25 protein-coding genes are annotated in these 25,898 nt (G+C 72.6%); 10 read left to right on the top strand and 15 right to left on the bottom strand.

The window, feature by feature from the left end:
- Positions 1-18 precede the first annotated feature (18 nt).
- Positions 19-870 (bottom strand): GH25 family lysozyme, encoded by an 852-nt coding sequence (locus OG403_RS07810; protein ID WP_329562582.1) that lies wholly within the window; start codon positions 868-870, stop codon positions 19-21.
- Positions 871-1,090: 220 nt separating this feature from the next.
- Positions 1,091-1,960: a 3-hydroxybutyryl-CoA dehydrogenase gene (locus tag OG403_RS07805; protein WP_329562581.1), complete on the bottom strand. Its 870-nt coding sequence runs from the start codon at positions 1,958-1,960 to the stop codon at positions 1,091-1,093.
- A gap of 231 nt (positions 1,961-2,191) precedes the next feature.
- Here OG403_RS07805 and OG403_RS07800 point away from each other — a divergent pair, with 231 nt between their 5' ends.
- Positions 2,192-3,010: an SDR family NAD(P)-dependent oxidoreductase gene (locus OG403_RS07800; RefSeq protein WP_329562579.1), complete on the top strand. Its 819-nt coding sequence runs from the start codon at positions 2,192-2,194 to the stop codon at positions 3,008-3,010.
- A gap of 10 nt (positions 3,011-3,020) precedes the next feature.
- On the opposite strand, the gene OG403_RS07795 is transcribed toward OG403_RS07800, so the two are convergent.
- The 5 genes from OG403_RS07795 to OG403_RS07775 all read right to left on the bottom strand — a co-directional run bounded on the left by OG403_RS07795 (position 3,021) and on the right by OG403_RS07775 (position 8,119).
- A complete protein-coding gene (locus OG403_RS07795) occupies positions 3,021-4,001 on the bottom strand; it encodes a nuclear transport factor 2 family protein (RefSeq protein ID WP_329562577.1) in 981 nt (326 codons plus the stop codon).
- Positions 4,002-4,193: 192 nt separating this feature from the next.
- On the bottom strand, positions 4,194-5,060 hold the full coding sequence (locus tag OG403_RS07790; protein ID WP_329562575.1) for a polysaccharide deacetylase family protein: 867 nt from the start codon (positions 5,058-5,060) through the stop codon (positions 4,194-4,196).
- A gap of 105 nt (positions 5,061-5,165) precedes the next feature.
- Entirely contained in the window at positions 5,166-6,755 is a 1,590-nt protein-coding gene (locus OG403_RS07785; protein WP_329562574.1) for an alpha-amylase family glycosyl hydrolase, read from the bottom strand.
- Between the two features lie 94 nt (positions 6,756-6,849).
- Positions 6,850-7,545: a class F sortase gene (locus tag OG403_RS07780; RefSeq protein ID WP_329562573.1), complete on the bottom strand. Its 696-nt coding sequence runs from the start codon at positions 7,543-7,545 to the stop codon at positions 6,850-6,852.
- Between the two features lie 154 nt (positions 7,546-7,699).
- Positions 7,700-8,119 carry a hypothetical protein gene (locus tag OG403_RS07775; RefSeq protein ID WP_329562571.1) on the bottom strand — a complete coding sequence of 140 codons (420 nt, stop codon included), beginning with the start codon at positions 8,117-8,119 and terminating at the stop codon, positions 7,700-7,702.
- A 240-nt stretch (positions 8,120-8,359) separates the two neighbouring features.
- Here OG403_RS07775 and OG403_RS07770 point away from each other — a divergent pair, with 240 nt between their 5' ends.
- Both OG403_RS07770 and OG403_RS07765 read left to right on the top strand, forming a co-directional pair.
- Positions 8,360-8,629 carry a DUF1876 domain-containing protein gene (locus OG403_RS07770; RefSeq protein WP_329572169.1) on the top strand — a complete coding sequence of 90 codons (270 nt, stop codon included), beginning with the start codon at positions 8,360-8,362 and terminating at the stop codon, positions 8,627-8,629.
- A 131-nt stretch (positions 8,630-8,760) separates the two neighbouring features.
- The gene (locus OG403_RS07765) at positions 8,761-10,608 is read left to right on the top strand and encodes a Xaa-Pro dipeptidyl-peptidase (protein ID WP_329562569.1); all 1,848 of its coding nucleotides are present in this window, start codon (positions 8,761-8,763) and stop codon (positions 10,606-10,608) included.
- Between the two features lie 63 nt (positions 10,609-10,671).
- Here the strand turns inward: OG403_RS07765 and OG403_RS07760 are convergent, their stop codons facing one another.
- Positions 10,672-10,905, bottom strand: coding sequence for a ferredoxin (locus tag OG403_RS07760; RefSeq protein WP_329562567.1), 234 nt, complete (start codon positions 10,903-10,905; stop codon positions 10,672-10,674).
- On the bottom strand, positions 10,902-12,104 hold the full coding sequence (locus OG403_RS07755) for a cytochrome P450 (protein WP_442911053.1): 1,203 nt from the start codon (positions 12,102-12,104) through the stop codon (positions 10,902-10,904). The genes OG403_RS07760 and OG403_RS07755 overlap by 4 nt, the downstream gene beginning before the upstream one ends.
- Before the next feature lie 210 nt (positions 12,105-12,314).
- On the opposite strand from OG403_RS07755, the gene OG403_RS07750 reads away from it, so the two are divergent.
- Positions 12,315-13,292, top strand: a complete 978-nt coding sequence (locus OG403_RS07750; RefSeq protein WP_329562564.1) for an ATP-binding cassette domain-containing protein — start codon at positions 12,315-12,317, stop codon at positions 13,290-13,292.
- Positions 13,292-14,161, top strand: a complete 870-nt coding sequence (locus OG403_RS07745; protein ID WP_329562561.1) for an ABC transporter permease — start codon at positions 13,292-13,294, stop codon at positions 14,159-14,161. Before OG403_RS07750 ends, OG403_RS07745 begins: the two co-directional genes overlap by 1 nt.
- On the opposite strand, the gene OG403_RS07740 is transcribed toward OG403_RS07745, so the two are convergent.
- The 3 genes from OG403_RS07740 to OG403_RS07730 all read right to left on the bottom strand — a co-directional run bounded on the left by OG403_RS07740 (position 14,158) and on the right by OG403_RS07730 (position 18,887).
- Complete coding sequence (locus OG403_RS07740) at positions 14,158-15,114, bottom strand: NAD-dependent epimerase/dehydratase family protein (RefSeq protein WP_329562559.1); 957 nt, start codon at positions 15,112-15,114, stop codon at positions 14,158-14,160. The two genes, OG403_RS07745 and OG403_RS07740, sit on opposite strands and share 4 nt — an antisense overlap.
- Positions 15,115-15,148: 34 nt before the next feature.
- Complete coding sequence (gene metG / locus OG403_RS07735; protein ID WP_329562556.1) at positions 15,149-16,858, bottom strand: methionine--tRNA ligase; 1,710 nt, start codon at positions 16,856-16,858, stop codon at positions 15,149-15,151.
- 100 nt (positions 16,859-16,958) lie between these two features.
- On the bottom strand, positions 16,959-18,887 hold the full coding sequence (locus OG403_RS07730; RefSeq protein ID WP_329562554.1) for an LCP family protein: 1,929 nt from the start codon (positions 18,885-18,887) through the stop codon (positions 16,959-16,961).
- Between the two features lie 226 nt (positions 18,888-19,113).
- Between OG403_RS07730 and OG403_RS07725 the strand changes: the two genes are divergently transcribed.
- Complete coding sequence (locus OG403_RS07725; protein ID WP_329562552.1) at positions 19,114-19,890, top strand: MerR family transcriptional regulator; 777 nt, start codon at positions 19,114-19,116, stop codon at positions 19,888-19,890.
- A gap of 7 nt (positions 19,891-19,897) precedes the next feature.
- Here OG403_RS07725 and lysA read toward each other — a convergent pair whose 3' ends face one another.
- Positions 19,898-21,181: a diaminopimelate decarboxylase gene (gene lysA / locus OG403_RS07720; protein WP_329562551.1), complete on the bottom strand. Its 1,284-nt coding sequence runs from the start codon at positions 21,179-21,181 to the stop codon at positions 19,898-19,900.
- A 417-nt stretch (positions 21,182-21,598) separates the two neighbouring features.
- Here lysA and OG403_RS07715 point away from each other — a divergent pair, with 417 nt between their 5' ends.
- Complete coding sequence (locus OG403_RS07715; RefSeq protein ID WP_329562550.1) at positions 21,599-22,645, top strand: glycosyltransferase family 2 protein; 1,047 nt, start codon at positions 21,599-21,601, stop codon at positions 22,643-22,645.
- 58 nt (positions 22,646-22,703) lie between these two features.
- Here OG403_RS07715 and OG403_RS07710 read toward each other — a convergent pair whose 3' ends face one another.
- Both OG403_RS07710 and OG403_RS07705 read right to left on the bottom strand, forming a co-directional pair.
- Positions 22,704-23,258 (bottom strand): pyridoxamine 5'-phosphate oxidase family protein, encoded by a 555-nt coding sequence (locus OG403_RS07710; protein WP_329562548.1) that lies wholly within the window; start codon positions 23,256-23,258, stop codon positions 22,704-22,706.
- A 6-nt stretch (positions 23,259-23,264) separates the two neighbouring features.
- Positions 23,265-23,735 (bottom strand): VOC family protein, encoded by a 471-nt coding sequence (locus tag OG403_RS07705; protein WP_329562546.1) that lies wholly within the window; start codon positions 23,733-23,735, stop codon positions 23,265-23,267.
- A 226-nt stretch (positions 23,736-23,961) separates the two neighbouring features.
- Between OG403_RS07705 and OG403_RS07700 the strand changes: the two genes are divergently transcribed.
- From OG403_RS07700 to OG403_RS07690, 3 genes are all read left to right on the top strand, one after another.
- Positions 23,962-24,195 carry a hypothetical protein gene (locus tag OG403_RS07700; protein WP_442910879.1) on the top strand — a complete coding sequence of 78 codons (234 nt, stop codon included), beginning with the start codon at positions 23,962-23,964 and terminating at the stop codon, positions 24,193-24,195.
- 21 nt (positions 24,196-24,216) lie between these two features.
- A complete protein-coding gene (locus tag OG403_RS07695; protein WP_329562544.1) occupies positions 24,217-25,527 on the top strand; it encodes an SPFH domain-containing protein in 1,311 nt (436 codons plus the stop codon).
- A 92-nt stretch (positions 25,528-25,619) separates the two neighbouring features.
- On the top strand, positions 25,620-25,898 hold the full coding sequence (locus OG403_RS07690; protein WP_329562542.1) for a dsRBD fold-containing protein: 279 nt from the start codon (positions 25,620-25,622) through the stop codon (positions 25,896-25,898).

Raw genomic sequence — 25,898 nt, 5'->3', positions numbered from 1 at the left:
ATCGCCGCCGATTTACCGTCAGGTGACCGGGTCGGCCCAGGCAGCCGCCCAGCTGGCCGGACCGACGATGCCGTCCACCGTGAGCCCCTTCTCCTGCTGGAACTGGCGGCAGATGCTGTCCGACTGCTGGCCGTACCAGCCGTCCACGGTGAGCGCCCAGCCGCGGTCGTTCATCCGCTGCTGCCAGGTGCGCACGTTGTCGTCGTGCAGCATCGGGCTCTGTAGTCTCAGGTACTCGCCCGGCCACGGCGGCCCGGCCGGAGCCGGGGCGGGGGCCGGGGCGGGCGCGAAGGAGGCGGCCCAGGAGCGGAGTTCACCGGTGCTGCCGAGGTGGCAGTAGTCCTGGTCCGCGCCGCCGGAGTCGGCGTACTGGTGGAAGAGCCAGTTGGCCGAGATCCCCGGCTGCCCGGCCGGCAGGCCGTCGGTGGCGATCCACAGGTAGTCCTGGAAGTACCCGGTGGTGTCGATGCTCTGCCAGTACTCGGTGTTGCAGTACAGGCCGACCGGGTTGTGCGGCAGCCGGCCCTTGACGTAGCGCAGCCAGGCGTCCTTGTAGGCGACCTGGGCGGCGTGGTCCACCGACTCGTTCGCCGAGTCGTAGCCCTCCCAGTCCAGGCAGACCAGCTCGCCGTTCGGCGGTTGGGCCAGCGAGAGGAAACGGTCCGCCTCCTGCTGCGCGGAGTTGGCCATCTCCGGGTAGTGGTAGTAGCCGACCACCAGGCCCGCGGCCCGCGCGTGGTCGCGCTGGGTGGTCCACTCCGGGTTGGTGTAGGTCAGGCCCTGGCTGACCTTGACGAACGCGAAGCTCAGGCCGGTCGTGTCCGGCGTCGCCGACTGGTAGCTGGCCCAGTCCTGCCCGTAGATGCCCATGTTGCTCCTCCGGCCGCGGACTCCCCTGTGTGTCCGAACGTTCGCCGTGTTACCCAGTTCCGGCCTGGCCCATAGCTGATGGGGCGGGGGCAAGACACTGAACGTCGAAGGAACTTGCCGCTGGGCGTAATCGCCGAGGCCCGGCCCGAACCGCGTGGTTCGGACCGGGCCTCGGTGGACCTGACGGCGGCTCAGCCCGCGAGCCGGGGCCGACCGGTGCTCAGGCGCTCGCCGTGTAGTCGTAGAAGCCGCGCCCGGACTTGCGGCCCAGCAGACCCGCGTCGACCATCCGGGAGAGCACCGGCGGGGCGGCGTAGAGCGGTTCCTTGTACTCGGCGTACATCGAGTCCGCGATCGAGGCGATGGTGTCCAGGCCGATCAGGTCGCACAGGCGCAGCGGGCCCATCGGGTGGGCGCAGCCGGCCTCCATGCCCTTGTCGATGTCGGCGGCGGTGGCCACCCCGGACTCGAACATCCGGACGGCGGAGAGCAGGTAGGGCACCAGCAGCGCGTTGACCACGAAACCGGCCCGGTCGCGGGCCCGGATCGGCTCCTTGCCGAGCACCTGGACGGCGAAGGTCTCCACCCGGGTGGTGGTCTCGGCGGAGGTGGTCAGGGTGGGGATCACCTCGACCAGGCGCTGCACCGGGGCCGGGTTGAAGAAGTGCAGGCCGATCACCTGCTCCGGGCGGGAGGTGGCGGCGGCCAGCTTGACGATCGGGATCGAGGAGGTGTTGGACGCGAGCACCGCGTCGCGCCGGCGCACCACCTGGTCGAGCGTCTGGAAGATCTGGACCTTGATGTCCTCGCGCTCGGCGATCGCCTCGACCACCAGGTCGCGGTCGGCGAAGTCGGCCAGGTCGGTGGTGAAGGAGAGGCGGGACAGCGCCTCGTCGCGCTGCTCCTCGGTGAGCTTGCCGCGCTTGACCGCGGTGTCCAGCGAGTTGGTCAGCCGGGTACGGCCGAACTCCAGGGCCTCACCGCTGGCCTCCGAGATCAGGACATCCAGTCCCGCCCGGGCGAAGACCTCGGCGATGCCCGATCCCATGAGACCGCAGCCGACCACTCCGACGCGCGCGATGTCGCTCACTCAACTTGCCTTTCCGGGGTTCCAGCCGGGCGGGGTCGCCGCCCATGTCGCTCGACCGTACTACTTGGGGCGGCGCCCTGGGGCAGGGACCCTGCCGATCCTCGACTGCGCCGTTCGTGTGAGGCCGGTACTGATGCCCGTGTGGCCGGGGTATAGCGGGCGCGCGCAGCCCGCATGCTGTCCGGGAGTACGGACGGACTCGGCGGTGCGGACGGGGCGGAGGGAACTGCGATGCGCAGCGGTTCGCTGGAGGGGCAGGTGGCCCTGGTCACCGGCGCGGGTCGGGGTATCGGGCGGGAGATCGCGCTGGGCCTGGCCGCCGAGGGGATGGCGGTCGGGCTGGTCGGACGCTCCCTGGGGACCCTCAGCTCGGCGCTCAAGGAGTGCGTCCGGCAGGGGGCCAGGGGTGTCGCGGTGCCCGCGGACGTGGCCAGGCCCGGCTCGGTGCGCGAGGCGGTGCGCGCCGTCGAGCGGGACCTGGGGCCGATCGACCTGCTGGTCAACAACGCCGGGCAGGTGGACCGGGCCGAGGTCCCGTTCTGGGAGGCGGATCCGGTCCAGTGGTGGCAGGTGATGGAGGTGAACCTGCGCGGGCCGGTCAACCTGCTGCGCAGCGTGCTGCCCGGGATGGTGGCGCGCCGCCGGGGCAGGGTCGTCAACCTCAACTCCGGCTTCGCGGTACGCCCGGACGGCCACTACAGCGCCTACGCCACCTCCAAGGGCGCGTTGCTCCAGCTCTCCGACAACTTGGCCGACTCGCTGGCCGAGCACGGCTTGGTGGTGCTGGACATCAGTCCGGGCGCGGTGGCCACCGAGATGACCGCGAAGATGCCGATGTTCGCCACGATGAAGGAGTGGAACAGCATCCCGTACATGGTCGCCGTCACGGTGGACGCGGCGCGCGGGCGGTTCGACGCGCTGCACGGGCGGTTCATCCACGCCGGCCGGGACAACCTGGAGCACCTGGTGGCGCAGGCCGCCGAGATCCGGGAGCGGGACGCCAGGACGCTGCGGCTGCGCCCGTACGGCCCGGACGACCCGCTGGCCTGAGGGGCCCGCGTCAGGCTGTCCCGGCGACCTCGAACACCGCCCGGTGGTCCTCGGCCGACAGCTGGGTGGCGTGGCGGTGGGTGTCGTACAGCTCGCGCAGCATCTTGATCTTGCCGTCCACCACCCGGAACATCCCGTAGTAGTGGTTGGTGTAGTCACCGCCGTTCGGCTGGACCAGCTTTCCGGTGTACTCGACCAGGACCCACTCCGGATCGGCGAAGGCCGCGGCGCGCACCACCGGCAGCTCGATCGACCGGGCCGCCCGCACCACGCCGGTGTAGCGCCGGCGGACCGCGTCGGCGCCGTCCAGCCGCAGCGGACCGCCCGGCGGGGCGAAGGGCAGCTCCAGCACCACGTCCTCGGCGAGGCAGCCGAAGGCGGTCGGCAGGTCCCGGTCGCCGATCGCCTCCAGGAACCGCCGGGCGACGCTCTGCGCGTCGCCCGAGGCGGGATCAGCACTGATGGGATCGGCGCCGGTGGGATCGGCGTCAGTAGGGCGGGTGTCAGCGGGGCGGGTGTCGGCGGCCGGTGGGGCGCCGAGGATCGCCGGGTCGCCGCTGCGCCAGGTCGGGGTGGCCACCAGTCGGGTGATCCGCCAACCCGACGGCGTGGCCCGCAGGTCGAACCGGTAGTGGCCGGCGTTCTCCGAACGGCCCTCCGGCCCGGTGCCGGCCCCGGTGTGCCGCACCTGGTACTGGGCGGTGCAACTCGCGGTGCCGGCCGGTCGGTTCACCAGGACCAGGTGCTCGGTGAGCCGGTGCTCGGTCGAGCGCACCGTGGCCACCTGCGCCGCGCAGTCCTCGACCAGTTCCTCGCGGGTCAGCGAGCGCGGCTCGTCGGGCGGACCGATGACCACCTGCTCGGCGAAGATGTGGACCAGCGCTGCCCAGTCCCGCTGGTCGAACAGCCGGCCGAACCTGCCGCACAGCTCGATGATGTCCAGTCGATCGCACAGAGCCGCGCTCCGCTGCTCCTGTGCCCCCTGCGTCATGGCGGCTCCTTCGGGTGGCCCCGGGTGAGGCTTGCGCCAGGCAAGGCAAACAGCTGGACTGTCATGGAGTCAAGTGGTCAGTCACATTTGACCGGCAATCAGGTAAGGATCAGGCTCTGCGTGCCTGGTGGGGCTTGGTACTAAGAGATGACAGGAAGTCAATTTCCATGTCGATCACAGACCACAGGTCGGTCACGAGCAGAGTTGGCTTGCCGTCACCGCGCGCAGCCCGCGCTGCTGGAGCGCCTCCAGCACGGCCGGCAGCGCGTCCACGGTGCCCTGGTGGCCCATGTGCAGGGCGACGATCGAGCCCGGCCTGATGCCGCCCAGTATCCGGCGCTGGACCACCTCGGCCCCGGGGTCGGCGTAGTCGCGCGGATCCAGGTCGTAGGAGAGGCAGTGCTCGTAGCCCGCCCGGCGGGCCTGCGCCTTGACCAGGGCGGTGGCGTACTGCGCGGCCGAGGGGCGGAACCAGCGTCCGATCGAGCCGGTCAGCGCCTGCAGCCGGTCCGCGCAGCCGGCGATCTCGGCGTAGGCCTGGTCGGCGGAGAGCGAGGAGATGTCCAGGTGGTTGAGCGTGTGGTTGCCCAGCTCATGGCCGCCGTCCAGGATCCGCCGGGCCATCTGCGGCTGCTGGTCCAGCCAGCTGCCGACCACCAGCACGGTGACCTGGGCGCCGTGCTGCTCGGCGGCCTGCAGCAGCGCGGTGGCCAGCTTGGGATCGCCCTGGCCGTGGAAGGTCAGCGCGATCTGCGGACGGTCCCGGGGCCCGGTGACCACCTCGACGGGCGTGCTCGCGGCCAGCGGCGGCAGCACCGGCGGGGTGGCGGCGGCTGACGGCGAGCCGCCGGCGGTCGCGCTCGGGGTGGCGCTCGGGATCCGGTTGGGTGTCAGCACCGTGGGGGTGCCGGGCGAGGCGCCGGGATGCGGCGGGCCGCCCCCGGCGGTGCCCCCGGCGGTGGCGGCCTCCTGGCCGCAGGCCGCGAGCAGTGGGCCGGCCGCGGTCAGGGCGGCCAGCTGGGCGGTGGTCCGCAGGATCCTGCGGCGGTCGGCGCTCATCGCCGCCAGCATAAGGAGGGTCGAATCACCCTGCGATTCGAACGAGGGCCGCGTTCCGAGCTGTTGCTGACCTCGGGTCGGCGGGCCGGGCTGCCGCCGACGGTCTCAGAGCCGGAAGATCCCGTAGGAGAATCCGGCGGCCCGCACGGCGCCGGCGCTCGCCCGCACGCCGTGGACCAGCAGCGGCTCGGCGGTGGACGTCAGCTGGGGCAGGCTCAGCTCGGCCGGCTCGCGGCGCGGGTTGACCACCACCAGATGGGTGGTGCCGCGCAGATAGGCGAACGGGTACCCGTCCGCGACCACCGTGACGCTGCCGCCGGTGCCCAGCTCGGGCGTGTCGCGGCGCAGCCGGATCAGCCGCCGGACGTGGTTCAGCGGCGAGTCGGGTTCGCCCCGCTGCGCGGCCACGCTCGGCCGGCCGGCGGCCGGATCCAACGGGAGGTAGAACGCGGCGGGGGCGGCGGTGGAGAAGCCGGCTCCCGGCGTGTCGTCCCACTGCATCGGGGTCCGCGAGCCCTGCCGGGCCTCGGTGCCGAACTGGCTGCCTTCCCGGTCCGGCAGGCCGGGGACGTAGCGCATGCCGATCTCGTCGCCGTAGTAGATCACCGGCAGGCTGGGCCAGGTCAGCAGGAAGGCGAAGGCGCAGGCCAGTTGCTCGCGGGTGCGCGGACCGCAGGCCAGCCGGGAGAAGTCGTGGTTGGCGGTGGGCAGCGCGACCAGCCCGCGGCCGTCGATCGCGGCGTCCGCCGCCTGCCAGGCGGCCAGGAACTCGCCCGCTGAGCCGCCGCCGTCCGGGTCGAAGTAGCAGGGCTCGCCGTGCGCCCAACTGCCCTGGCTGCCGCTGCCGTTGTCCCAGAGCGAGCGCAGCGCGCGCCCGTTGAAGTGCAGGAAGAAGTCGGCGTGCAGCCCGGCCGGGACGGAGCGCGCCGGATCGCCCCACTCGGCGATCAGCACCTTGTCGGGGTGCTCGCGGTCCAGCCAGCGGCGCAGTTCGCCCCAGAGCCTGGCGGTCTCCAGCTGCCCGGGGTCGTCCTTGACCAGCGAGGCCGCCATGTCGACCCGGAAGCCGGCCACCCCGAGGGCGAACCAGTGCGCCATGATCTCGCGCAGCGCCGCGCGGTTGGCCCGCGGGCCGGGGGCGTCCACCGGGCTGCGCCAGGGTTCGGCCGGATCGGGGCGGGCGTAGCCGAAGTTGAGCGCGGGCTGGATCGGGTAGAAGTTGGCGCGGTAGAAGCCGCCGCGCCGGCCCTGGTTGGGGATCCACTCGTGCACGGGCGCGGTGATCCGGTCGGACCAGATGTAGCGGTCGTCGGCGGGATCGTGCGCGGCCTGCTGGAACCACGGATGGCGGTGCGAGGTGTGGCCGGGGACCAGGTCGAGCAGCACCCGGATGCCCCGCGCCCCGGCCGCCTCGACCAGGGCGGCGAGGTCGGCGTTGGTGCCGTAGCGCGGGGCGATGCTGAGGTAGTCCGCCACGTCGTAGCCCGCGTCGCCGAACTCGGAGTCGAAGCACGGGCTGAGCCAGATCGCGGTCACGCCGAGCTCGGCGAGGTGGTCCAGCCGGGCGCGGATACCGGGCAGGTCGCCGATGCCGTCGCCGTTGGAGTCGGCGAAGGACTGCGGGTAGATCTGGTACAGCACGGCCTCGGCGAGCCAGGCGGGGACGGCGGGCTGACGGGGGCTCAGTAGCGCCATGCGGCCAGCCTAGGGTGCCGGGGTCACGCTTGTCCGGCACTCCCGGGATCCGCCGGTCGGCTCCCGCGCCGTCCCGTCGGCTCTCGCAGCCCGGTCAGCTCTCGCGCAGTCCGGTCAGGTGGGCGAAGACCACCACGTTGGCGGTGTAGTCGGCGCGCTTGCGGTCGTAGGCGCCGCCGCAGGTGATCAGCCGCAGCTGGGCGTCGGACGTCTTGCCGTAGACGAGGTCGTCCGGGAACTGGTCCTTGGCGAAGACCTGCACGCTGTCCACGGTGAAGGTCGCGGTGACCTTGTCGTCGCGGGCGATGTCGACGGTGGTCCCGGGGGTGACCGAGCTCAGGCCCCAGAAGACGCCGGGCGCGGTCTTGGTGTCGACGTGGCCGAGCACGATCGCGGGGCCGCGGTTGCCGGGGACGGTGCCGTCCTGGTACCAGCCGACCAGGTTGGTGTTGTCCGGCGGGGGCGGGTTGAGCCCCCCGCTCGCGTTCAGGCCGAGGCCGGTGAACGGGGCGTTGACGCCGATCGAGGGGATGCTGAGCCGGATCGGGTGGGCGTCCGGGACGACGATCGCGGGTGCCGTGCGGGCCGGGGCGCCGGCGCTGGGCGAGGCCTGGGGAGCCATCGCCCGGGGGATCGGGGGGAGTCCCGCGGTCGGGTCGGTCGAGCGGTGGATCATGACGAGGCCGAGCAGGCAGGCGCCCAGGGCGGTGAACAGGACGTTGCGGCGCCGGCGGCTGAGGGGATCGCGGTAGCCGGCCGGGTCGCGGTCTGCGGGAGCGTGGTTGCCCAAGGGACAGGCCTTTCTGGACGGGGGTGAACCAGCTGGAACCAGTGGGTGCGCGCCATCGCGCGCCGCGCCACCGCCGGGGACAGGGCGGTGGCGCGGCGCGCGGTGAGTGCTGCGGGTGGCTGACGCCGGGTCAGCCGGCGGCGGTGCGGCCGGGTCAGCGCTCGGCGGGCTTGCGGCGGCGCAGGGCCAGTGCGCCCACGCCGACGCCGCCGGCCAGCAGTGCCGCGCCGGTGGTCGCGCTGCCGCCGTTCAGCGCCGCGAAGCCACCGCCGGTGTGCACGCCACCGTGCGGGCGGCGGTCCTTGTCCTTGTCCTTGTCCTTGTCCTTGTCCTTGCCGGTCCAACCGTGGTCGCCGTCGGCCTTCTTGTCCTTGCTCCAGCCTTTGTCGTCGCCCTTCTTGTCATCCGCCTTCCTGCTGTCGTCCGTCTTCTTGGCGTCGTCCGTGGTGGACGAGGTCAGCGGGCGGTCGGCCGGGGCACCGGGGGCGGTGTCGGCGAAGGCGACGGCCGGGGCGGCCAGGCTCAGAGCGGCGGCGGTGAGAGTGGCGGCGGCCAGGTGACGTACACGACGCATGAGTGGGATCCCTTTCGGCGACGCACCACGGACGGGTCGACATCGGGTCGACCGGAGAACATCGGGGGCGTCTGCTCCACCGTCGGTCGCGCAGCGCGACCGTGCCACCACACAGCGTGCGAACGTGTGACGCAGCGTTCACGGCTCGGCGCGTCGCGCCGCGACTCGCTCACCCGGTGTGAGAAGTCGGCCGGTCCCCGGGTGCATCCTGGAGGGGTACCGCTGGAGGTGGCAGTCATGATGACGACGCTGGTCGGATGGCACATCGAGCTGGAGTTCGCCGAGCAGGGCGCACACACCAGGGCGGCCGCGCTGGTCAGACTCCCGGACGGCCGGGAGCTGCGGGCGCACGGCGACACCAGCCGGCACCCCGCCGACCCGGAGCAGTTGCGGGTGGGCGAGGAGGTCGCGGCGGCGCGGGCCTTGCAGGACCTGGCCAGGCAGCTGCTGGAGAAGGCGCACACCGAGATCGACGAGGTGGGGCCGGTGCCCAGCTATCCGCTGATGTAGTCCGATGACGTGGTCCAAGGGCGGTGGTGGCACCGCCGGTTGGCGGACGGTCGATCGCGGGGTGGCCGGTCCGCTAAGTTGAGCTGTACCTGACGAGTCAACATGGACATGCCTGGGTACGGTCCCCGCTTGTGAGAAACCACCGCATCCGCCCGGTGGCGGGGATCGCCACCCTGCTGCTCGCTCTCGCCGCCGCGCTGCTGACGCCCGCCGGTGCGGCCTGGGCCGGTACCGTCCACGACGGTGCCAGCCAACCCGTCTACTCCTACGCCAACGCGATCCGCGAGACCGTCTGGGTCGACACCGGCCTCGACGGCGAAGGCGACGGCCATCGCGACCGGGTCGCCGCCGACATCATCCGCCCGCGCGAACCCGCCCAGGCCGGGCGCAAGATCCCGGTGATCATGGACGCCAGCCCGTACTACGAGTGCTGCGGGCGCGGCAACGAGAGCCAGGTCAAGACCTACGACGCCCAAGGGAATCCGGTCCAGTTCCCGCTCTACTACGACAACTACTTCGTGCCGCGCGGCTACGCCGTGGTGCTGGTCGACCTGGCCGGCACCAACCGCTCGGACGGCTGCGTGGACGTCGGCGGGCCCTCCGACATCACCAGCGCCAAGGCGGTGATCGACTGGCTGAACGGCCGGGCCAGCGGCTACAGCGCCCGCGCCGGGGGCAGTGCGGTCAAGGCGGCCGGCTGGGCCAACGGCTCGGTCGGCATGATCGGCAAGTCCTGGGACGGCACCGTCGCCAACGGCGTGGCAGCCACCGGGGTCGAGGGGTTGAAGACCATCGTGCCGATCTCCGCGATCAGCTCCTGGTACGACTACTACCGCTCGCAGGGCGCCCCGCTCTACAGCGGCACGCCCGCCGACCTGGCGGGCGAGGTCGAGGACCCGGCCGACGCCGCGAAGTGCGGCGCCGAGCAGAGCGCGCTGGCGGCCGGCGCGCCGTACGACGGCGACTGGACGGCGCTGTGGCAGCAGCGCGACTACGTGCCGGACGCCGCCAAGGTGAAGGCCAGCGTCTTCGTGGTGCACGGCATGCAGGACCTCAACGTGCGGACCGTCAACTTCGGGCAGTGGTGGGACGCGCTGGCCGCTCACGGGGTGCAGCGCAAGATCTGGCTCTCCGAGACCGGGCACGTCGACCCCTTCGACTACCGGCGCGGGGCCTGGGTGGACACCCTGCACCAGTGGTTCGACCACTACCTGCTGGGTGTGCCCAACGGGATCCAGAACCAGCCGATGGCCGACATCGAGCGGGCGCCCGACCAGTGGTCCACCGACGCCAGTTGGCCCGCGCCCGGCACCACGCAGGCCACCGTGCACCTCAACCCCGGGGTGCTGGGCGGGAGTTCCAACAGCGGCACGGTCTCCTTCACCGACGACCCGAGCAAGGACGAGAACGCCTGGGCCGGCGAGGCCGACCAGGTCACCCCGGAGAAGACCGCCTTCACCACCGGTGTGCTCACCCATGACCTGCGGCTGTCCGGCAGCGGGTCGGTGACCCTGACCGTCAGCTCCAGCACCAGCAGTGCCCACCTCAGCGCGGTGCTGGTGGACCTCGGTCCGGCCACCATCCGCGACTACCAGGGCAGTGGCGAGGGCATCAACACGCTCACCACCCGCTCCTGCTGGGGCGAGAGCACGGCGGGGGACAGCGCCTGCTTCCTGGACACCGCGGCGGCCACCGTGCAGGTGAACGAGACCGTGTTCAGCCGCGGTTGGGCCGACCTGGGGCACTATGCCGGGCTCGACCACGGTGTGCCGCTCACCCCGGGCACGCCGTACCCGATGACCGTGCAACTGGCCGCCACGGACCACGTGGTGCCGGCCGGGCACCGGTTGGCGCTGATCGTGGCCGGGACCGACGACGGGCTGATCGATCCGCCGGACACCCGGCCCACCCTCACCGTCGACCTGGCCGACTCGGCGCTGCGACTGCCGCTGGTGGGCGGCGGCGGGGCGCTTCGCTGAGTGGTGCTGGTGCCCCCGGATCCGGGGGCACCAGCACCGCCGCGGCTGCCAGCTGGGCCGCGGTTACCAGTTGGGCGCGAGCTTCTCGCCGCTGGCGGCGAGGTGGACGGCGATCGCCTCCATCGGGCAGAGTTCGGCGGCCTCGGTGACCGCGACCAGGGCCTCGGTGCGGGCCCGGCGCGGGCGGGCCCGGCCGTCGGGCCCCAGCTCCAGGTCGGCGGGGGCGGTGGCCGCGCAGAGCCCGGTGCCCACGCACCGGGTCCGGTCCACCGAGACCACCGCCTCCTCGGCGCTCACCAGGTCACCGGCAGGGTCTGCGGGCTGCGGGTGAGCAGGCCGAGCCGCCAGTCGATCTCCGCCACCGGCACCGCGAGTCGCAGCTCGGGCAGCCGCTGGGCCAGCCGCCGCAGCCCGAGTTCCAGCTCCAACCGGGCCAGCCAGGCGCCCAGGCAGTGGTGCGGACCGGCGCCGAAGGTCAGGTGCGGCACGCCCGGCGGGTCCAGCAGCTCCTGGCGCCAGTCGCCGGGGTAGACCTCCGGGTCGTGGTTGGCGGCGAAGGTGTCCGCGGCCACCACCGCGCCGGCCGGGATCAGCACCCCGCCGACCTCGACGTCCGCGGCCGCCCGGCGCAGCAGGCCGGGGATGATGTCGGCGTCGCCGAGCGGCACCGAGCGCAGCAGCTGCTCGGCCACCGTGGCCGCCCGCTGCTCGTCGCCGGCCAGCTCGTGCCAGGCCTGGCGGTTCTCGGTGAGCAGGTAGACGAGCCCGTTGCCGAGGGTGGTCATGGTGGTCTCGTGCCCGGCCAGCACCAGGCCGATGACCAGCTGGATGACCTGCAGCTCGGTCACCTCGCCGTCCTCGTCGGCGGCTTGGACCAGCGAGCTGACCAGGTCCTCGCCGGGGTGCCGGCGGCGCTCGGCGACCAGCTGGGCGCCGAAGGCGCCGAACTCCTTCATCGCCTCCTGCACCTCCTGCACGGTGTAGGCGGTGGTGGCGAGCGCGTGGTCGCTCCAGTGCGCCAGGCGCTTGAGGTCCAGGCCGTCCAGGCCCATCAGCCGGCTGATCACCGCGACCGGCAGCGGCCGGGTGAAGGCGGCGACCAGCTCCAGCGGGCGCTCGGCCTCGGCGAGGGCGTCCACCATCTCGTCCACCACCGAGGCCACCCAGGGCCGCCAGCGCTCGATGGCCCGGGGGGTGAAGGCCCGCTGCACGGTGCGGCGCAGCCGCTGGTGCTCGGCGCCGTCGAGATTCAGGATGGTGTCCGGGGCGTCCATGATGTTCGGGTACGGGGTGGTCGCCGGGGCGTCCGGCGCGTACAGGTCGACGCGGTTGAACCTCGGGTCGGTGAGCACCTGGCGGACGTCGGCGTGCCGGCGCACCCACCAGACCGGGGTGCCGGTCAGCAGTTCGGTCCGGGTGGGCGGGCCGGCCTCGGCGGCGCGCCGGCAGTGCAGGGGTATCAGCGGAGCGGTGGCGGTCGGGTCGGTCGGGTCCAGGGACACGGGATCCTCCATGCGGTTGGCCATGCGGATTCGCCTCGCTACCGACGGTAAACGGTTGGGCGCATGCCAACCAGGGGGCGCATTTGGTGAATTGGGGTGTGCAGGGGGCGTGCGCCCGGCGCACGGTGGGGAGCGCGTGCCGCTGTTGGCGGGGCGCCCGGCAGCGGCGCAACCTGGAGTGAGGGTTCAGGAACGAGGTGCCCAGTGCCCGGGAACCAGAGTGGGCAGCAGGCCGGACCGGTGATCCGCACGGCCGCGCTGAGCAAGGTCTACCCGAAGACCGAGATCGCCGCCGTGGACCGGCTGGACCTCGCGGTCCGGCACGGCGAACTCTTCGGGCTGCTCGGCCCCAACGGCGCCGGCAAGACCACCACCGTGGGCATGCTCACCACCCGGGTGATCCCCAGCTCGGGCGGCGCCTGGATCGGCGGGATCGACGTGATCAACCAGCCGACCCTGGTCAAGCAGGTGATCGCGGTGGTCTCGCAGCAGAACACCCTGGACCGCTCGCTGACCGTGCGGGAGAACCTGATCTTCCACGGCCTGCTCTTCGGCCGTACCGGGCGCACCGCCCGGCGCCTCGCCGACGAACTCCTGGAGCGCTTCCACCTGACCCGCTGGGCCGACGCCTCGGTCTTCGCGCTCTCCGGCGGCCTGGCCCAGCGCCTGATGGTGGCCCGCGCCATCTACCACCGCCCCGCCGTGCTCTTCCTGGACGAGCCGACCGCCGGCCTGGACCCGCAGAGCCGGCTCGCGCTCTGGGACATCCTGGCCGGGCTGATCGCCGACGGCCAGACCATCATGCTCACCACCCACAACATGGAGGAGGCCGAGCAGCTCTGCGACCGGGTGGCGATCATCGACCACGGCCGGGTGCTGGCCCTGGACACCCCGGCGGCGCTCAAGCAGGCGGTGGACGCCGACACCGTGGTGACCGTGCAGGCGCCCGGTGACCCGGCCGCGCTGGCCGAGCTGCTGACCCGCGAGGTGACCGGGGTGAACCGCACCCGGCTGCTGCCCGGCGGGGTGGAGCTGCAGGTCAAGGGCGGCGTCAACCGGCTGCTGCCCCGGGTGCTGGGCGCCGCCGAGGCGGGGGGTTTCGAGGTGGCCGACCTCTCGGTGGCCGAACCCACCCTGGAGACCGTCTTCATCAGCCTGACCGGGAAGGAGCTGAGGGACTGATGGCCGCCCCGACCACCCCCATGATCAGTGTCGAGCCGCCGCGCTCGGTGTTCGCCGCGTCCCGCGCCGCGCTCGGCGCGCTGGTCAAACGCGACCTGCTGGTGCTGCGCAAGAACTTCGGCGAGTTCGCCGGGCGGACCATCATGCAGCCGCTGCTGCTGGTCTTCGTCTTCCTCTACGTCTTCCCGAGCATCGGACAGGGGGTGGGTTCGGGCGGCGGCACGGCGGGGGAGTCGGACTTCGCGACCGTGCTGGTGCCCGGGGTGGTCGCGGTGACCATCATGTTCCAGGGCATCCAGTCGGTGGCGATCCAGCTCTCCCAGGAGTTCGGCTACACCCGGGAGATCGAGGACCGGGTGCAGGCGCCCTGCCCGCTCTGGCTGGTGGCGGTCTCCCGGGTGCTCTCCGGGGCCACCCAGGGGATGATCTCGGCGATCATGGTCTTCCCGATCGCGGCTGTGGTGCACGCGCCGGGCGTGCACGCGCACCTGTCGGTGCACTGGTGGATCGTGGTGACGCTGATCCCGCTGGCCTGCCTGGCGATGACCTCGCTCGGGCTGGTGCTCGGCACCACCTTCGAGCCGCGCAACATCGGGCTGATGTTCGGCTTCGTGGTGCTGCCGCTGGTCTTCCTCGGCGGGACGTACTACCAGTGGACCAAGCTCGCCGCCGTCAAGGTCGACGGGTTCCCGTGGCTGCAGACCCTGGTGCTGCTCAACCCGCTGATCTACATCGCGGAAGGGATGCGGGCCGGGCTGACCGACGCCTCGCACATGCACCTGTACGTGGTCTACCCGGTGCTGATCGGCTTCTGCGTGCTCTTCCTCAGCCTCGGGCTGCGCAACTTCCGCCGCCGGGTGCTGTCCTAACGGGAGGCCGCACCTGGCTTGAGCGAGGCGCGGACGGTGTCGCGCAGCGCCTCGTCCAGGTCGCCGGTGCCGGTGGGCTCCAGGTAGAGCTCGCGGGTGAGCAGTTCGACCAGGTGGCGGGGGGCCAGCCCGGGTTCCAGGCCGCGCAGCCGGTGGCCGAGTCCGGCCGCGCGCACCCCGGCGCGCAGCAGGCCGGTCGGCAGCGCGCCCACCCGGGCCGGCCCGGGGCGCTCGGCCGCCCGGGCGAACCGGACCAGGAGCTGACGCCACGTCATATTGGTGTCCGCGACCGGCAGATCGACCCCGAGTCCGTCCTCCAGCGCGCTGACCGCGGCGGCGGCCACCGAGTCGACGGTCACCGCGGCGGTGCCGCCGGGCGGGGCCAGCAGCGGCGCCCGGGGGCTCATCAGCCAGGGCACCAGCCCCGCCCAGAGCGGGCGGCGGCCCGGGGTGGCGCCGAAGACGAACGGGATCTCCAGCACCGCCACCGGCAGCGCCGGGCCGGCCACGGCTCGGGCCACCTCGGCCTGGGCGATCCGGCTGCCGATGTACGGGTGGCGGGCCGCCAGCTCCAGCTCGGGCCACTGCCGGTGGAAGGCGGTGAAGTACGAGCCCAGGATCACCGCCCGGCTGACCCCGACCCGTCGGGCGGCGCCGATCAGCCGCCGGTCCGGCTCGACGTTGGCCGCCTCGAAGTACGCCGCGGCCGGGCGGCGCGGCACGGTGCGGTCGTCCGCGCCGGCCGCGAAGACCACGCCGTCCTGGCCGTCCAGCAGCCGGGCCCAGTCGTCCTCGGTGAGCAGCGTGGCGTCGCCGCGGACGGTGTCGGCCGCCGGCCCGGTCGCCGGCCCCGGGGTGCGGGTGAGCGTGGCGGTGCGGTGGCCGCGTTCGGTCAGCCGGGCCATCACGTGGTGGCCCAGGAACCCGGTACCACCGACCACCAGCACCCGCATGTCCGCCCCCCCCGGGATGAGATCCGGGGTGAGCCTACTCGGCGCCGAAGCGCTCGCGCCAGGCTGCCAGGTCCTCGTCGGTGATCTTGGCGAAGAGCACCGGCGGGACGGTGAACCGGGTGCCGGCCGCGACGAAGTCCAGCGCGGTGGCCTGCTCGGCGCTCACCCAGTGCGGCTCGCCGCCCTCGGCCGAGGCGAAGACGGCGCGCATCGCCTCGCTGGTGGCCGGGATGAACGGGGCCGAGATCACGCCGTAGAGGTGGATCAGGTTCATCGCGGTGCGCAGCGTCAGCGCGGCGCCGGCCTCGTTGGTCTTGATCTCCAGCCAGGGGGCCTTGGTCTCCAGGTAGGAGTTGCCCGCGCTCCACAGCGCCCGCAGCGCCTGGGCGGCCTTGCGGAACTGCAGGGTGTCCAGGTGGCCCTGGTACTCGGCGAGCAGGCCCGCGACCTCGGTGCCCAGCGCCTGCTCGGCCGCGCCCGGCGCCTCGCCGGCCGGGACGGTGTCGCCGAAGCGCTTGAGCGAGAAGGAGAGCACCCGGTTGACGAAGTTGCCCAGGGTGTCGGCCAGGTCCTTGTTGACCGTGGCGGCGAAGATCTCCCAGCTGAAGCTGGTGTCGTCGGACTCCGGCGCGTTGGCCATCAGGAAGTAGCGCCAGTAGTCGGCCGGCAGCAGCTCCAGCGCGGCGTTGGTGAAGATGCCGTGCTGCTGGCTGGTGGAGAACTTGCCGCCGTAGTAGTTCAGCCAGTTGAAGGCCTTGACGTAGTCGACCTTCTTCCACGGGGCCCGGGTGCCGATGATGGTGGCCGGGAACATCACGGTGTGGAACGGGACGTTGTCCTTGGCCATGAACTCGGTGTAGCGCACGTCGTCGGCCTGGTACCACCAGGACTTCCAGTCCCGGTTGGCCGGGTCGGCGTCCGACCACTCCTTGGTCGCGCCGATGTACTCGATCGGGGCGTCGAACCAGACGTAGAAGACCTTGCCCTGGGCCGCCAGCTCCGGCCAGACGTCGGCCGGGACCGGCACGCCCCAGTCCAGGTCGCGGGTGATCGCCCGGTCGTTCAGGCCCTCGGTCAGCCACTTGCGGGCGATCGAGGAGGCCAGCGTCGGCCAGTCCTTGCCGTGCTCGTCGATCCAGGCCTCCACCTCGCCGGCCAGCTTGGACTGGAGCAGGAAGAGGTGGGTGGTCTCGCGGACCTCCAGCTCGGTGGAACCGCTGACCGCCGAGCGCGGGTTGATCAGGTCGGTCGGGTCCAGCAGCCGGGTGCAGTTCTCGCACTGGTCGCCGCGGGCCTTGTCGTAGCCGCAGTGCGGGCAGGTGCCCTCGATGTAGCGGTCCGGCAGGAACCGGCCGTCGGCGACCGAGTAGACCTGCCGGATCGCGCGCTCCTCGATGAAGCCGTTGGCCTTCAGCTCGCGGGCGAACTCCTGGGTGATCTCCCGGTTCTGCTGCGAGGAGCTGCGCCCGAAGTAGTCGAAGGAGAGCTGGAAGCCGTCGTAGATCGCCTTCTGCGCGTCGTGCTGCACGGCGCAGAAGTCCGCCACCGACTGGCCGGCGGCCTTGGCGGCCAGCTCGGCCGGGGTGCCGTGCTCGTCGGTCGCGCAGATGTAGAGCACATCGTGGCCGCGCTGGCGCAGGTACCGGGAGTAGACGTCCGCCGGGAGCATGGACCCGACCATGTTCCCCAGGTGCTTGATCCCGTTGATATAGGGAAGCGCGCTGGTGATCAGGTGTCGAGCCATCCTGGGATGCTCCTCATGTCGGTGGTGACGGATTGTGCCGCCAAGTCTATCGGCCTGCCGCGTACCGCCCGTACCGCTCGCCCGCCGGTCAGCGGGTGGTTCAGGGCTGCGGGACGTTCGGGGTGTTCGGGCCGGTCCAGCTGTATATGTAGTGGCTCTGGCCGTCCTTGAACGAGCTGTACGGGGCCGGGTTCACGTCCATGCACTGGTTGGCGTCGTCCTGCGCGTTCTGCGACTGCGCGGTGGTGGGCATCGCGGTGGGCACCGGAGCGGCGGCCGGGCTCGCGGCGCCGGAGCCGGCGGCCGTGCCGCCGGGAAAGCTGGTGCCGGTGGTCCAGTCGGTGCCGACCACCAGGGTCAGCTGACTGGTGGCGGCGGTGGACTCGCTCAGCGCGCCGGCGGGCAGGCCCAGGGCGGCGGCCACCGCCTGCGCCTGCGCCTGGTCGGCGGCCGGATAGCGCAGCTTGGTCGGGGACTTGGGCGGGTTGGCGGTGTCCCGAGTGGCGTGCGTGTAGCCCTGCGCGGTGAGCGCGTCGGTGATCGCGGTGCTGCGCCCGGTGGCGCCGCTGGCGTTCTGCACGTCGATGCGCACCGCGGCCTTGTCCACGGCGGGCGCCGCGGGCGCGCTGCTCGCGGCCGGCGCAGCGGCGCTCGCGGCGGGATCGCTCGGCGCGGGGCCGGTCGGCGGGGCGTTGCGGTCGAGCGCGACATCGGCCCCGACCATCTGGAACAGCTTGAACGAGTCGGGCGTCGTGACCACCAGGTCGGCCTTGGGGTTGGTCGGGTCCTTCTGGTAGGCCCACGGCATGGTCACCGTGGTGATCCGCTCGGTGGGCACCTTGTTGAGCTCCAGCGCCAGCGAGGCCAGCGAGTTCACCGAGCCGAGGCCGTTGTCGACCTGGAGCGCCTTGGTGGCGGCCTGGGCGAGGTCGTTGAGCTTCAGCGGGTTGGCGAGTGTCTTGGCCGACTTGAACTCGCGGATCATCGAGTTGATGTAGAGGTGCTGGGCCTGGGCGCGGCCGATGTCGGAGCCGTCCCCGAAGGCGTGCCGGGTGCGCAGCCACTCCAGCGCCTGCTCGCCCTGGATCGAGTGGGTGCCGGCCGACAGCTCCAGGTGCGAGCCGATCTCGTGGTGCACGCCCTGGGCGTCCGTCATGGGCTGGTAGTCCATCACGTTCTGCTTGGTGCAGACCGAGACGCCGCCGATCGCGTCGGCCATGTTCACCACGCCCGCGAAGTCGACCATCATGTAGTGGTCGATGTGGATCTTCGTGAGCTTCTCCCAGGTGTCCACCACGCAGCCCGGGTCACCCACGTTCAGGCTGTCGGTGATGATCGAGCGCCGACCCTTGAGCACGGCCTTGGTGGTCGGGTTGGTGCAGGTGGGGATGTCCGCCTGGGTGTCGCGCGGGATGCTCAGGATGGAGGCGTTGCTGCGGTCCGCCGACAGGTGGACCAGCATCTCGACGTCCGCGTGCGGCGCGCTGCCGTCGCAGGAGCCGCCGAGCTTGCAGTCCTCGGTGTTGGCCCGGCCGTCGGAGCCGATCATCAGGATGTTGAGCGGGGTCTGGCCCGCCGCGTTCGGCTTGGCGGCCGGGGCGAGCGCGGAGCCGCCGTTGTTCAGGTCGCCCTTGCGGATGTTGGCGTTGAGCTCCTGGATGTACAGGTAGCCGCCGCCGACCGAGGCCACCACGATGAAGCCCACGCCGGCCGCGCCGTACTTGAGCAGCCGCTTGCGTCTGGCGGCCTTGCCGGCCTTGCCGGTGCCGCGGCCCCGGGCGGCGGCCCGCCCGCCCGGCTGCGCGGCGGCCTCGGCGGCGGTGCCGGTGGACCGGTCGGCCCGGCGCCCGGCGCCCGACTTGGCGGCCCTGCGGGCGGCGGCCCGGCCTCCGGTGGGAGCGCTCTCAGGGTTGGCGGTGGCCTCGGCGTGCTGGGCCGGGTGGCCGTGGTCCGGGTAGCCACCGTCGGGCAGGTAGCGGCCTTGGTCCGGACTGCCGTCCCCCGTAAGGCCGTTGCTGTCGAACGTCATGCGGTGACCACCAAGCTCTGGCTGTGCCAGGTCCTCCCCCTGGGCGCTTGGCGGGAGACTATATCAATTTGAGATCATAGGTTTAATTGAGGCGGTTGGGGTGAGGGCAGGCTTAGTTGACCGGCTGTCAAGGATGGTCGGTCGGCGAACCGTCGCGGTCGGTGACACGGGGATCACAGAGGGACGGGCTTGCACCCCACGCGACGTCAGGGGAGACCGTGGAGGCATGAGCATCGACCAGACATGGAAGGTCGGAGCGCTCGCCGAGGCGAGCGGTCTGACGGTACGCACCCTGCACCACTGGGACGGCATCGGGCTGTTGAGCCCGTCGCGGCGAGGTGCCGGCGGGCACCGGGAGTACACCGAGCAGGACGTGGTCCGGCTCTACCAGGTGCTGGCGCTGCGCCGGCTCGGGCTGGGCCTGGAGTCCATCGCCACCTGCCTGGACGCCGGGGTCGACCCGGTGCGGCTGGTCGGTGACCACCTGGCCCAGGTGACCGCCGCCGTCGCCGGACTGGAGCGGCAGCGGCAGCGGCTCGCGCAGGTGCACGGCGAGCTGCTCGGCGAACACGAGCCGCAGATCGAGACGCTGCTGGACGTGCTGCGGGCGATGGACGGGGCGGGACCGGAGCGCGAGCAGGCGCTGCGGCGGCACCTGGACGGGGACCAGCTGCGCGCGATGGGGGAGCGGGTGGCCGCGCTCGGGCCGGCGGCGCACTACCTGGTGGAGGTCGAGCTGCCCGAGCTGTACCGGCGGGCCGAGGCGCTGCGACTGGCCGGGAGCGACCACGGCGACCCGAAGGTCCGTCAAGTCGTCCGGCGGGTGGATGAGTTGAGCGCACTGCTGAACGGTGGCGACCCGGCGCTGTCGGCCGGTGTGCGGGCCGCCTGGCAGGCGGAGCCGGCCGTGATGTCCGGCGACCCGGCGGCGCCGGCCGAGGGGTGGCCGGAGCTGACCGTGTTCCTGGCACGGGCCCGGGAGTTGGCCGCCGGACTGGACTGACGGATGGTCAGATCCCGCTCCTGGTTCCGATCCTGGTCCCGGCCTCCGTCTCGGTTTCCAGCGCGAGCAGTTCGGCGACCCGTTGGCGGCGGCGGATCAGCCGGGGCTCGCCGTCCTCGACCAGGACCTCGGGGATCAGCGGGCGCGAGTTGTAGGTGGAGGACATGCTCGCGCCGTACGCCCCGGTGTCGTGGAAGACCACCAGGTCGCCGATCTCGGTGCGCGGCAGCGGCACCGGCTCCACCTCGCCGTCTTCGAGCTGGGTGAAGACGTCGCCCGACTCGCAGAGCGGACCGGCCAGCACGGTGTCCAACTCCGGCTCCGTGCGCGGCCGGCCGCTCGGCATGAGCACCGAGACGCGGTGGCTGCTGCCGTACATCGCCGGCCGCATCAGGTCGTTGAAGCCGGCGTCGACCAGCACGAAGTGGTTGCTGCCGACCGGCTTCTGCGCCCGCACCTCGCTGACCAGGACCCCGGCGCCCGCCACCAGGAAGCGGCCGGGCTCGATCTCCAGCCGCACCGGGTGGCCGAGTTCGCGCGCCAGCTCCTGCCGGGCGGCGTCCCAGATCCGGAAGTACCGCTCGGTGTCCACCTCCGGCTGGCCCGGCGCGTACGGCACCGAGAGGCCGCCGCCCGCCGAGATGGCCCGCACGTCCCGCCCGCAGAGCCGGACCTGCTTGACCATCGTCTCGCAGACCGCTTCCAGGTGGCCGTAGTCCACCCCCGAGCCGATGTGCATGTGCAGGCCGATCAGGTCCAGCCCGTGCCGGTCGACCAGTTCGAGGCTCTCGGCCAGGTGCTCGTGCCAGATGCCGTGCTTGCTGTGCTCGCCACCGGTGTTGGTCTTGCGGCTGTGGCCGTGCCCGAAACCGGGGTTGACCCGGATCCAGACCGGGTGCCCCGGGCTGGCGCTGCCCACCTGGTCGAGCATCTGCGGCGACCCGGCGTTGACCGGCACGCCCAGCTCGACCACCCGGCGCAGCGTGGCGCGGTCCAGCAGGTCGGCGGTGAAGACCACCGGCTCCTGGGGGCCCTTGACCTCGTACCCGGCGGCCAGCGCCCGCTCCAGCTCGCCCTGCGAGACCGCGTCCACCAGCACGCCCTCGGCGCGCATCAGCCGCAGCAGGTGCGTGTTGGAGCAGGCCTTCTGCGCGAAGCGGATCACGTCGAAGCTGCGCAGCCGGGCGATCTGGGCGCGGATGTGCGCGGCGTCGTAGACCCAGGCCGGGGTGCCGTACTCCTCGGCGATCCGGGCCAGCTGCGGTCCGTCGAAGGCGGGGGCGATGGTCACGGTGGGGTCCTGTTCGGCCGGCGGGGCGATCGGCGGAATTGTCGCGGAAAGGGCGGGGAAATCGCCCGGGTGTCCATTGGCTGGACGGTGCGGGAATTCCCGCCACTGTACTGCGGGCGACGGCGCGACCGAAAAGCGGAAAAGGAATTCCCGGGTGGCCGGGGTGTATCGATAAATCGGGCGGTCCGGTGTGCGTGGCGAAGAAATATTTCACGGCGCGGTGGATCCCGGGCCGGCGGTCCGGGCCGGCCGTGGCCCGTCACGCAGCGCCGCAGCCGCCTGACGGTCCGTCGACTGTGCTCGTCACCCGGTGGGCACGTGAGGGTGTGGTGAGCATGCCGACGGATCGTCACTTATGCCCGTTTCCTCACTCGATGCTCCTTGCTGCGTTCCTGACATCCGCCTACCTTCTGCCGCATGCCCGCACCGCTCATCTCCATCGTCCTGCCCGCCCATGACCAGCAAGGACAGCTCGCGAGCTGCCTGGACTCGATCCTCGACCAGTCCTTCGGCGGCTTCGAGGTCATCGTGGTCGCCGACCCGTCGCCCGACTGCTCGGCCGAGCTGCCGCATCCCGCGCGGGACGGGCGGGTGTCGGTGCTGCGGCTGAACGCGGCGGTGGGGGTCGGCAGCGCCCGCAACGCCGGGGCGGCCCGGGCCGAGGGGCGCTACCTGCTCTTCCTGGACAGCGACCACCTGCTGACCCCCGGGGCGCTGCTGGCGCTGGCGGAGCGGGTCGGCGCGGCCGGCCAGGGCGATCGGACCTCGCCCGACCTGCTGCTCTTCGGGCACAGCCGACTGCACGCGGGGCGGGTCTGGCCGGGGGCGGCGGCCGACCTGCTGGCGGGGGTCGGGGACGGCGAGGTGTTCGAGCTGCCGGCGCACCCGGAACTGCTCGGGGCGCCGGGCCAGGTCTGGGACCGGCTGATCAGCCGGCAGCTCTGGCAGGCGGCGGGCCTGGCGCTGCCCGGCGGCCCGGGCTTTCCCGAGGGGCAGTACGAGGAGCTGCCGGTGGCGCACCGGGCCCTGCTGGCGGCGCAGCGGATCGCGGTGCTGCCGCAGGAGTTGGTGCAGCTGCGGCGGCGGCACACGGTGCACCCGGCCGGGTCGCCCGGCAGCAGCACCTTCGACATCTTCGACCAGTACGAGCGGAGTTTCGAGGCGCTGGAGGCACGGGAAGGCGCGCAGGCGCTGCGCCCGTACCTGTTCACCAGGATGGTCCGGCACTACCTGTTCGTCTTCGACCTCGCCGGCTGCGTCAGCCGGGCGGCCCGCCCGAGCTTCTTCCACCGGGCCGCCGAGCACTACCAGCGCTACCTGCCCGAGGGCTACCGGCGGCCGGGTGGGCGGGAGGGCCTGAAGTTCTCGCTGCTGGCGGGGGGTGCGTACAGCGCGTTCGAGGTGGCCAAGCTGTCGCAGATCGCGCGCACGGCCGTCGCGGGGCGGGCCGGCCGGCCCGGCTGAGCGCTCAGCGGCCGGGCCGGGTGCAGCGGGCGGGCCGTGCTCAGCCGCCGGGCCGTGTTCAGCGGCCGGGCGGGTGGAAGAGCCAGCGGGTCGGGGAGCCGGTGAAGTCGGCGTCGGTCAGGCCGAAGACGCCGGCCGGCCGGACCCGGAAGGTGGCGTTGACCGCCGGGTCCAGGAAGTCCGGGCCGTAGGCGGTGGCGTACTTCGCGTTGAGGGCGGCCAGGAAGGCGGCGATCTCCGCCGCCCCGGCCAGCACCTCGGCGCGGCCCTCCAGGACCACGGGCTGGTGCGGGTCGGCGGTGCTGATCGCGCAGTCGGGGCGGGCGGCCAGGTTGCGGTACTTGCGGGACTGGCGGCTGCTGCTGAACCAGAGCGCTCCGGCCAGCCAGACGCCCCAGACCGGCATGGTGTGCGGGCGGCCGTCCGGGCGGACCGTGCAGACCCAGTAGTCGTGCGAGTCGGTCAACCGGCGCTCGGCCCAGGACCAGGGCAGCAGGCCGGTGCCCTGGTCGGCGGGCCGGATGCCGTACCCGGGCATGTACGGGCGCGCGGCGCTGGGCTCGGGTTCGGGCCCAGGGTCGGCAGCGTCAGCTGGTTCGGAGGGTGCTGGCACGGGGGATCAGCTGCCGCCCATCGCGGCCTTGGCCCGGGCGGCCATCTCGGCCGGCGGGACGTCCTCGACGTGGCTGGCGACGCTCCAGCGGTGGCCGAACGGGTCCTCGAAGGTGCCGGTGCGGTCGCCGTAGAACTGGTTGCCGAGCGGTCGCAGCTCCACCGCGCCGGCCGCCATCGCCTTGGCCCAGACCGCGTCCACGTCCGCCACGTACACGTTGAGCATCACCGGCGAGCCGCCCACCGTCTTCGGGCCGCGCGCGCCGATCTCCGGGTACTCGTCGGCCAGCATGATCACCGAGTTGCCGATGGTCAGTTCGGCGTGCCCGATCCGGCCGTCGGGGCCGACCATCCGGTCGCCGCGCTGCTCGGCGCCGAGCACCGAGATGTAGAAGTCGATCGCGGCGGCGGCGCCACCGACGAAGAGGTAGGGCGACACGCGCGGGTAGCCGTCCGGGATGGGGTTGACGGTGCTCATGGCCAGCCTCCGAAAAGGGTTCGGGCAGGAGATACGGGGGAGGGTGCGCAATTCCGGCGGCCAGCGTGGCATGGGGCCCCGGTCGGTCCCGGAAGGCCACGCGGTGGGGTCGATCGAGTGGGTCAAGCGCGGCGAGCGGCTCCTTTGCCGGCTCCGCTCGTTAGATTGGACAGCAGCGGTGGACACCGCGCTGCTGCGAGAACGCAGGACCGGGGCCGGAGAGCGGGTGAGCCTGATGGCGGAGCCGGACGTGGCCGAGGAGAGCCCGGTCGGCGCTGTCGGCTGGGTCACCGTGTCGATCCCGGCGGAGGGTGCCGGCGAGGTGCTGCTGCCGGTGCGCGGGGGGAGTGAGGCGTTCGCGGCCTGGGCTGAGGCGCCGATCGCGCGGAACACGCAGGTCATGGTCGTGGAGCGGATATCGGCCCGTTCCGTCCTGGTCGTTCCGTTCCCGCACACCTAGCTCGCTCCCAGGGAGGACGCGATGTTGTTCTGGCACGTACCCGCGCCGAACGAGGCCCTGCTGATCTCCGGCTCCAAGCGGCAGGCGCAGGCCACCCAGTTCCGGATCGTCACCGGGCACGGCAGTTTCGTGATGCCGATCAAGCAGAAGGCCCGGATGCTCTCGCTCGCGCTGCGGGAGGCGGAGATCGCCGAGGACTGCGTCACCCAGCAGGGCATCCGGCTGACCGTGCGCGCGGTCACCGTCTTCAAGGTCGGCGACGACTTCGTCTCGATCGCCAACGCGGCCCGGCGCTTCCTGGCCGAGCAGGAACGGATGGAGGAGCTGGTCGGCCAGATCTTCGCGGGCCATCTGCGGTCCATCGTCGGCGGGTTGACGGTGGAGCAGATCATCCGTGAGCGCGACCGGGTCGCCCAGGAGGTCAAGGCGGGCAGCCACAACGAGATGGAGAAGCTCGGCATCGTGGTCGACGCCCTGCAGATCCAGGAGATCGAGGACGCCACCGGCTACATCACCAACCTGGCCGCCCCGCACGCCGCCGCCGTCGCCAGCCAGGCCCGGATCGCCCAGGCCAGGGCCGACCAGGAGGCCGCCCAGCGGGAGCAGGAGGCGCTCGCCCTCAAGGCGCAGTACGAGCGCGACACCGCGCTCAAGCGGGCCGGCTTCGTCGCCGAGACCGAGCAGGCCAACGCGCGCGCCGCCCAGGCCGGACCGCTCGCCGAGGCGATGGCCTCGCAGGAGGTCATCGAGCAGCAGACCGCGCTGGCCCAGCGGCAGGCCGACCTGGCCGCCCAGCGGCTGGAGGCCGAGGTCCGCCGCCCCGCCGACGCCGAGGCCTACCGCAAGCGCGCACTGGCCGAGGCCCAGCGCGACATGGCCAAGTTCGAGGCCGAGGGCGAGGCCTACCGGCGCACCACGCTGGCCACCGCCGAGGCGCAGGCCGTGCGGGTGCAGGCGGACGGCGACGCCTATGCCGAGCGGACCACCGCCGAAGCCCAGGCCGCCGCGAATGCGGCGCGTGCCGATTCGCTGCGCGGCGGGGCGCAGGAGCTGATCGCGGCGAACCGGGTGGTGGAGAACCTGCCGGTGCTGGTGGACGCGGCGGCGCGGGGCATGGCCGGGTCGAACCTGACCATCCTCAACGGCAGCGAGGGCGTCAGCCAGGTCGCGGCCGGGATCGTGGGGCAGGGGCTGGCGATCCTGGACGTGCTGAAGGCGGCGACGACCCAGGCGCAGGCGCAGGCGCCGGTGCAGGCGCAGCCGGGTCCGGTTCAGACCGATCCGGTCCAGGCCGGGCCGGTGGACGGCCAGGAGGGCGCGGGGCAGAACTGAGCGTTGCCGCCGCGGACCGGGCGGCGCAGGCTGGTGGGGGAGCGGTTCGGTGGCGGGAGCCGCTCGGGGGGGAGCGGCCTTGGAGGTGCGGGATGCAGAACTACCGGCTGGACAACCAGTGGGACGTCGAACTCAGCTTCGAGGAGGACGGCACGGCCACGGCCTGCCACGCCCGGCTGGTCGGCGACCGGGCTCCCGGGGCGCAGGGGTACGGCCAGGCGGAGCGCAACCGCGCCGACCGGCCCGCCTACCGGGTCGGCGAGGAACTGGCCGCCTCGCGCGCGCTGCGGGCGCTGGCCCAGCAGCTGCGCGCGCAGGCGGCCGACGACATCACGGACGTGAACCGGGCGCCCGCCTATCCGAGCTACTGA

The organism is Kitasatospora sp. NBC_01266 (genome assembly GCF_036242395.1).
In the GTDB taxonomy this organism is placed as follows: domain Bacteria; phylum Actinomycetota; class Actinomycetes; order Streptomycetales; family Streptomycetaceae; genus Kitasatospora.
This window is presented reverse-complemented; position numbering and strand designations above follow the sequence as displayed.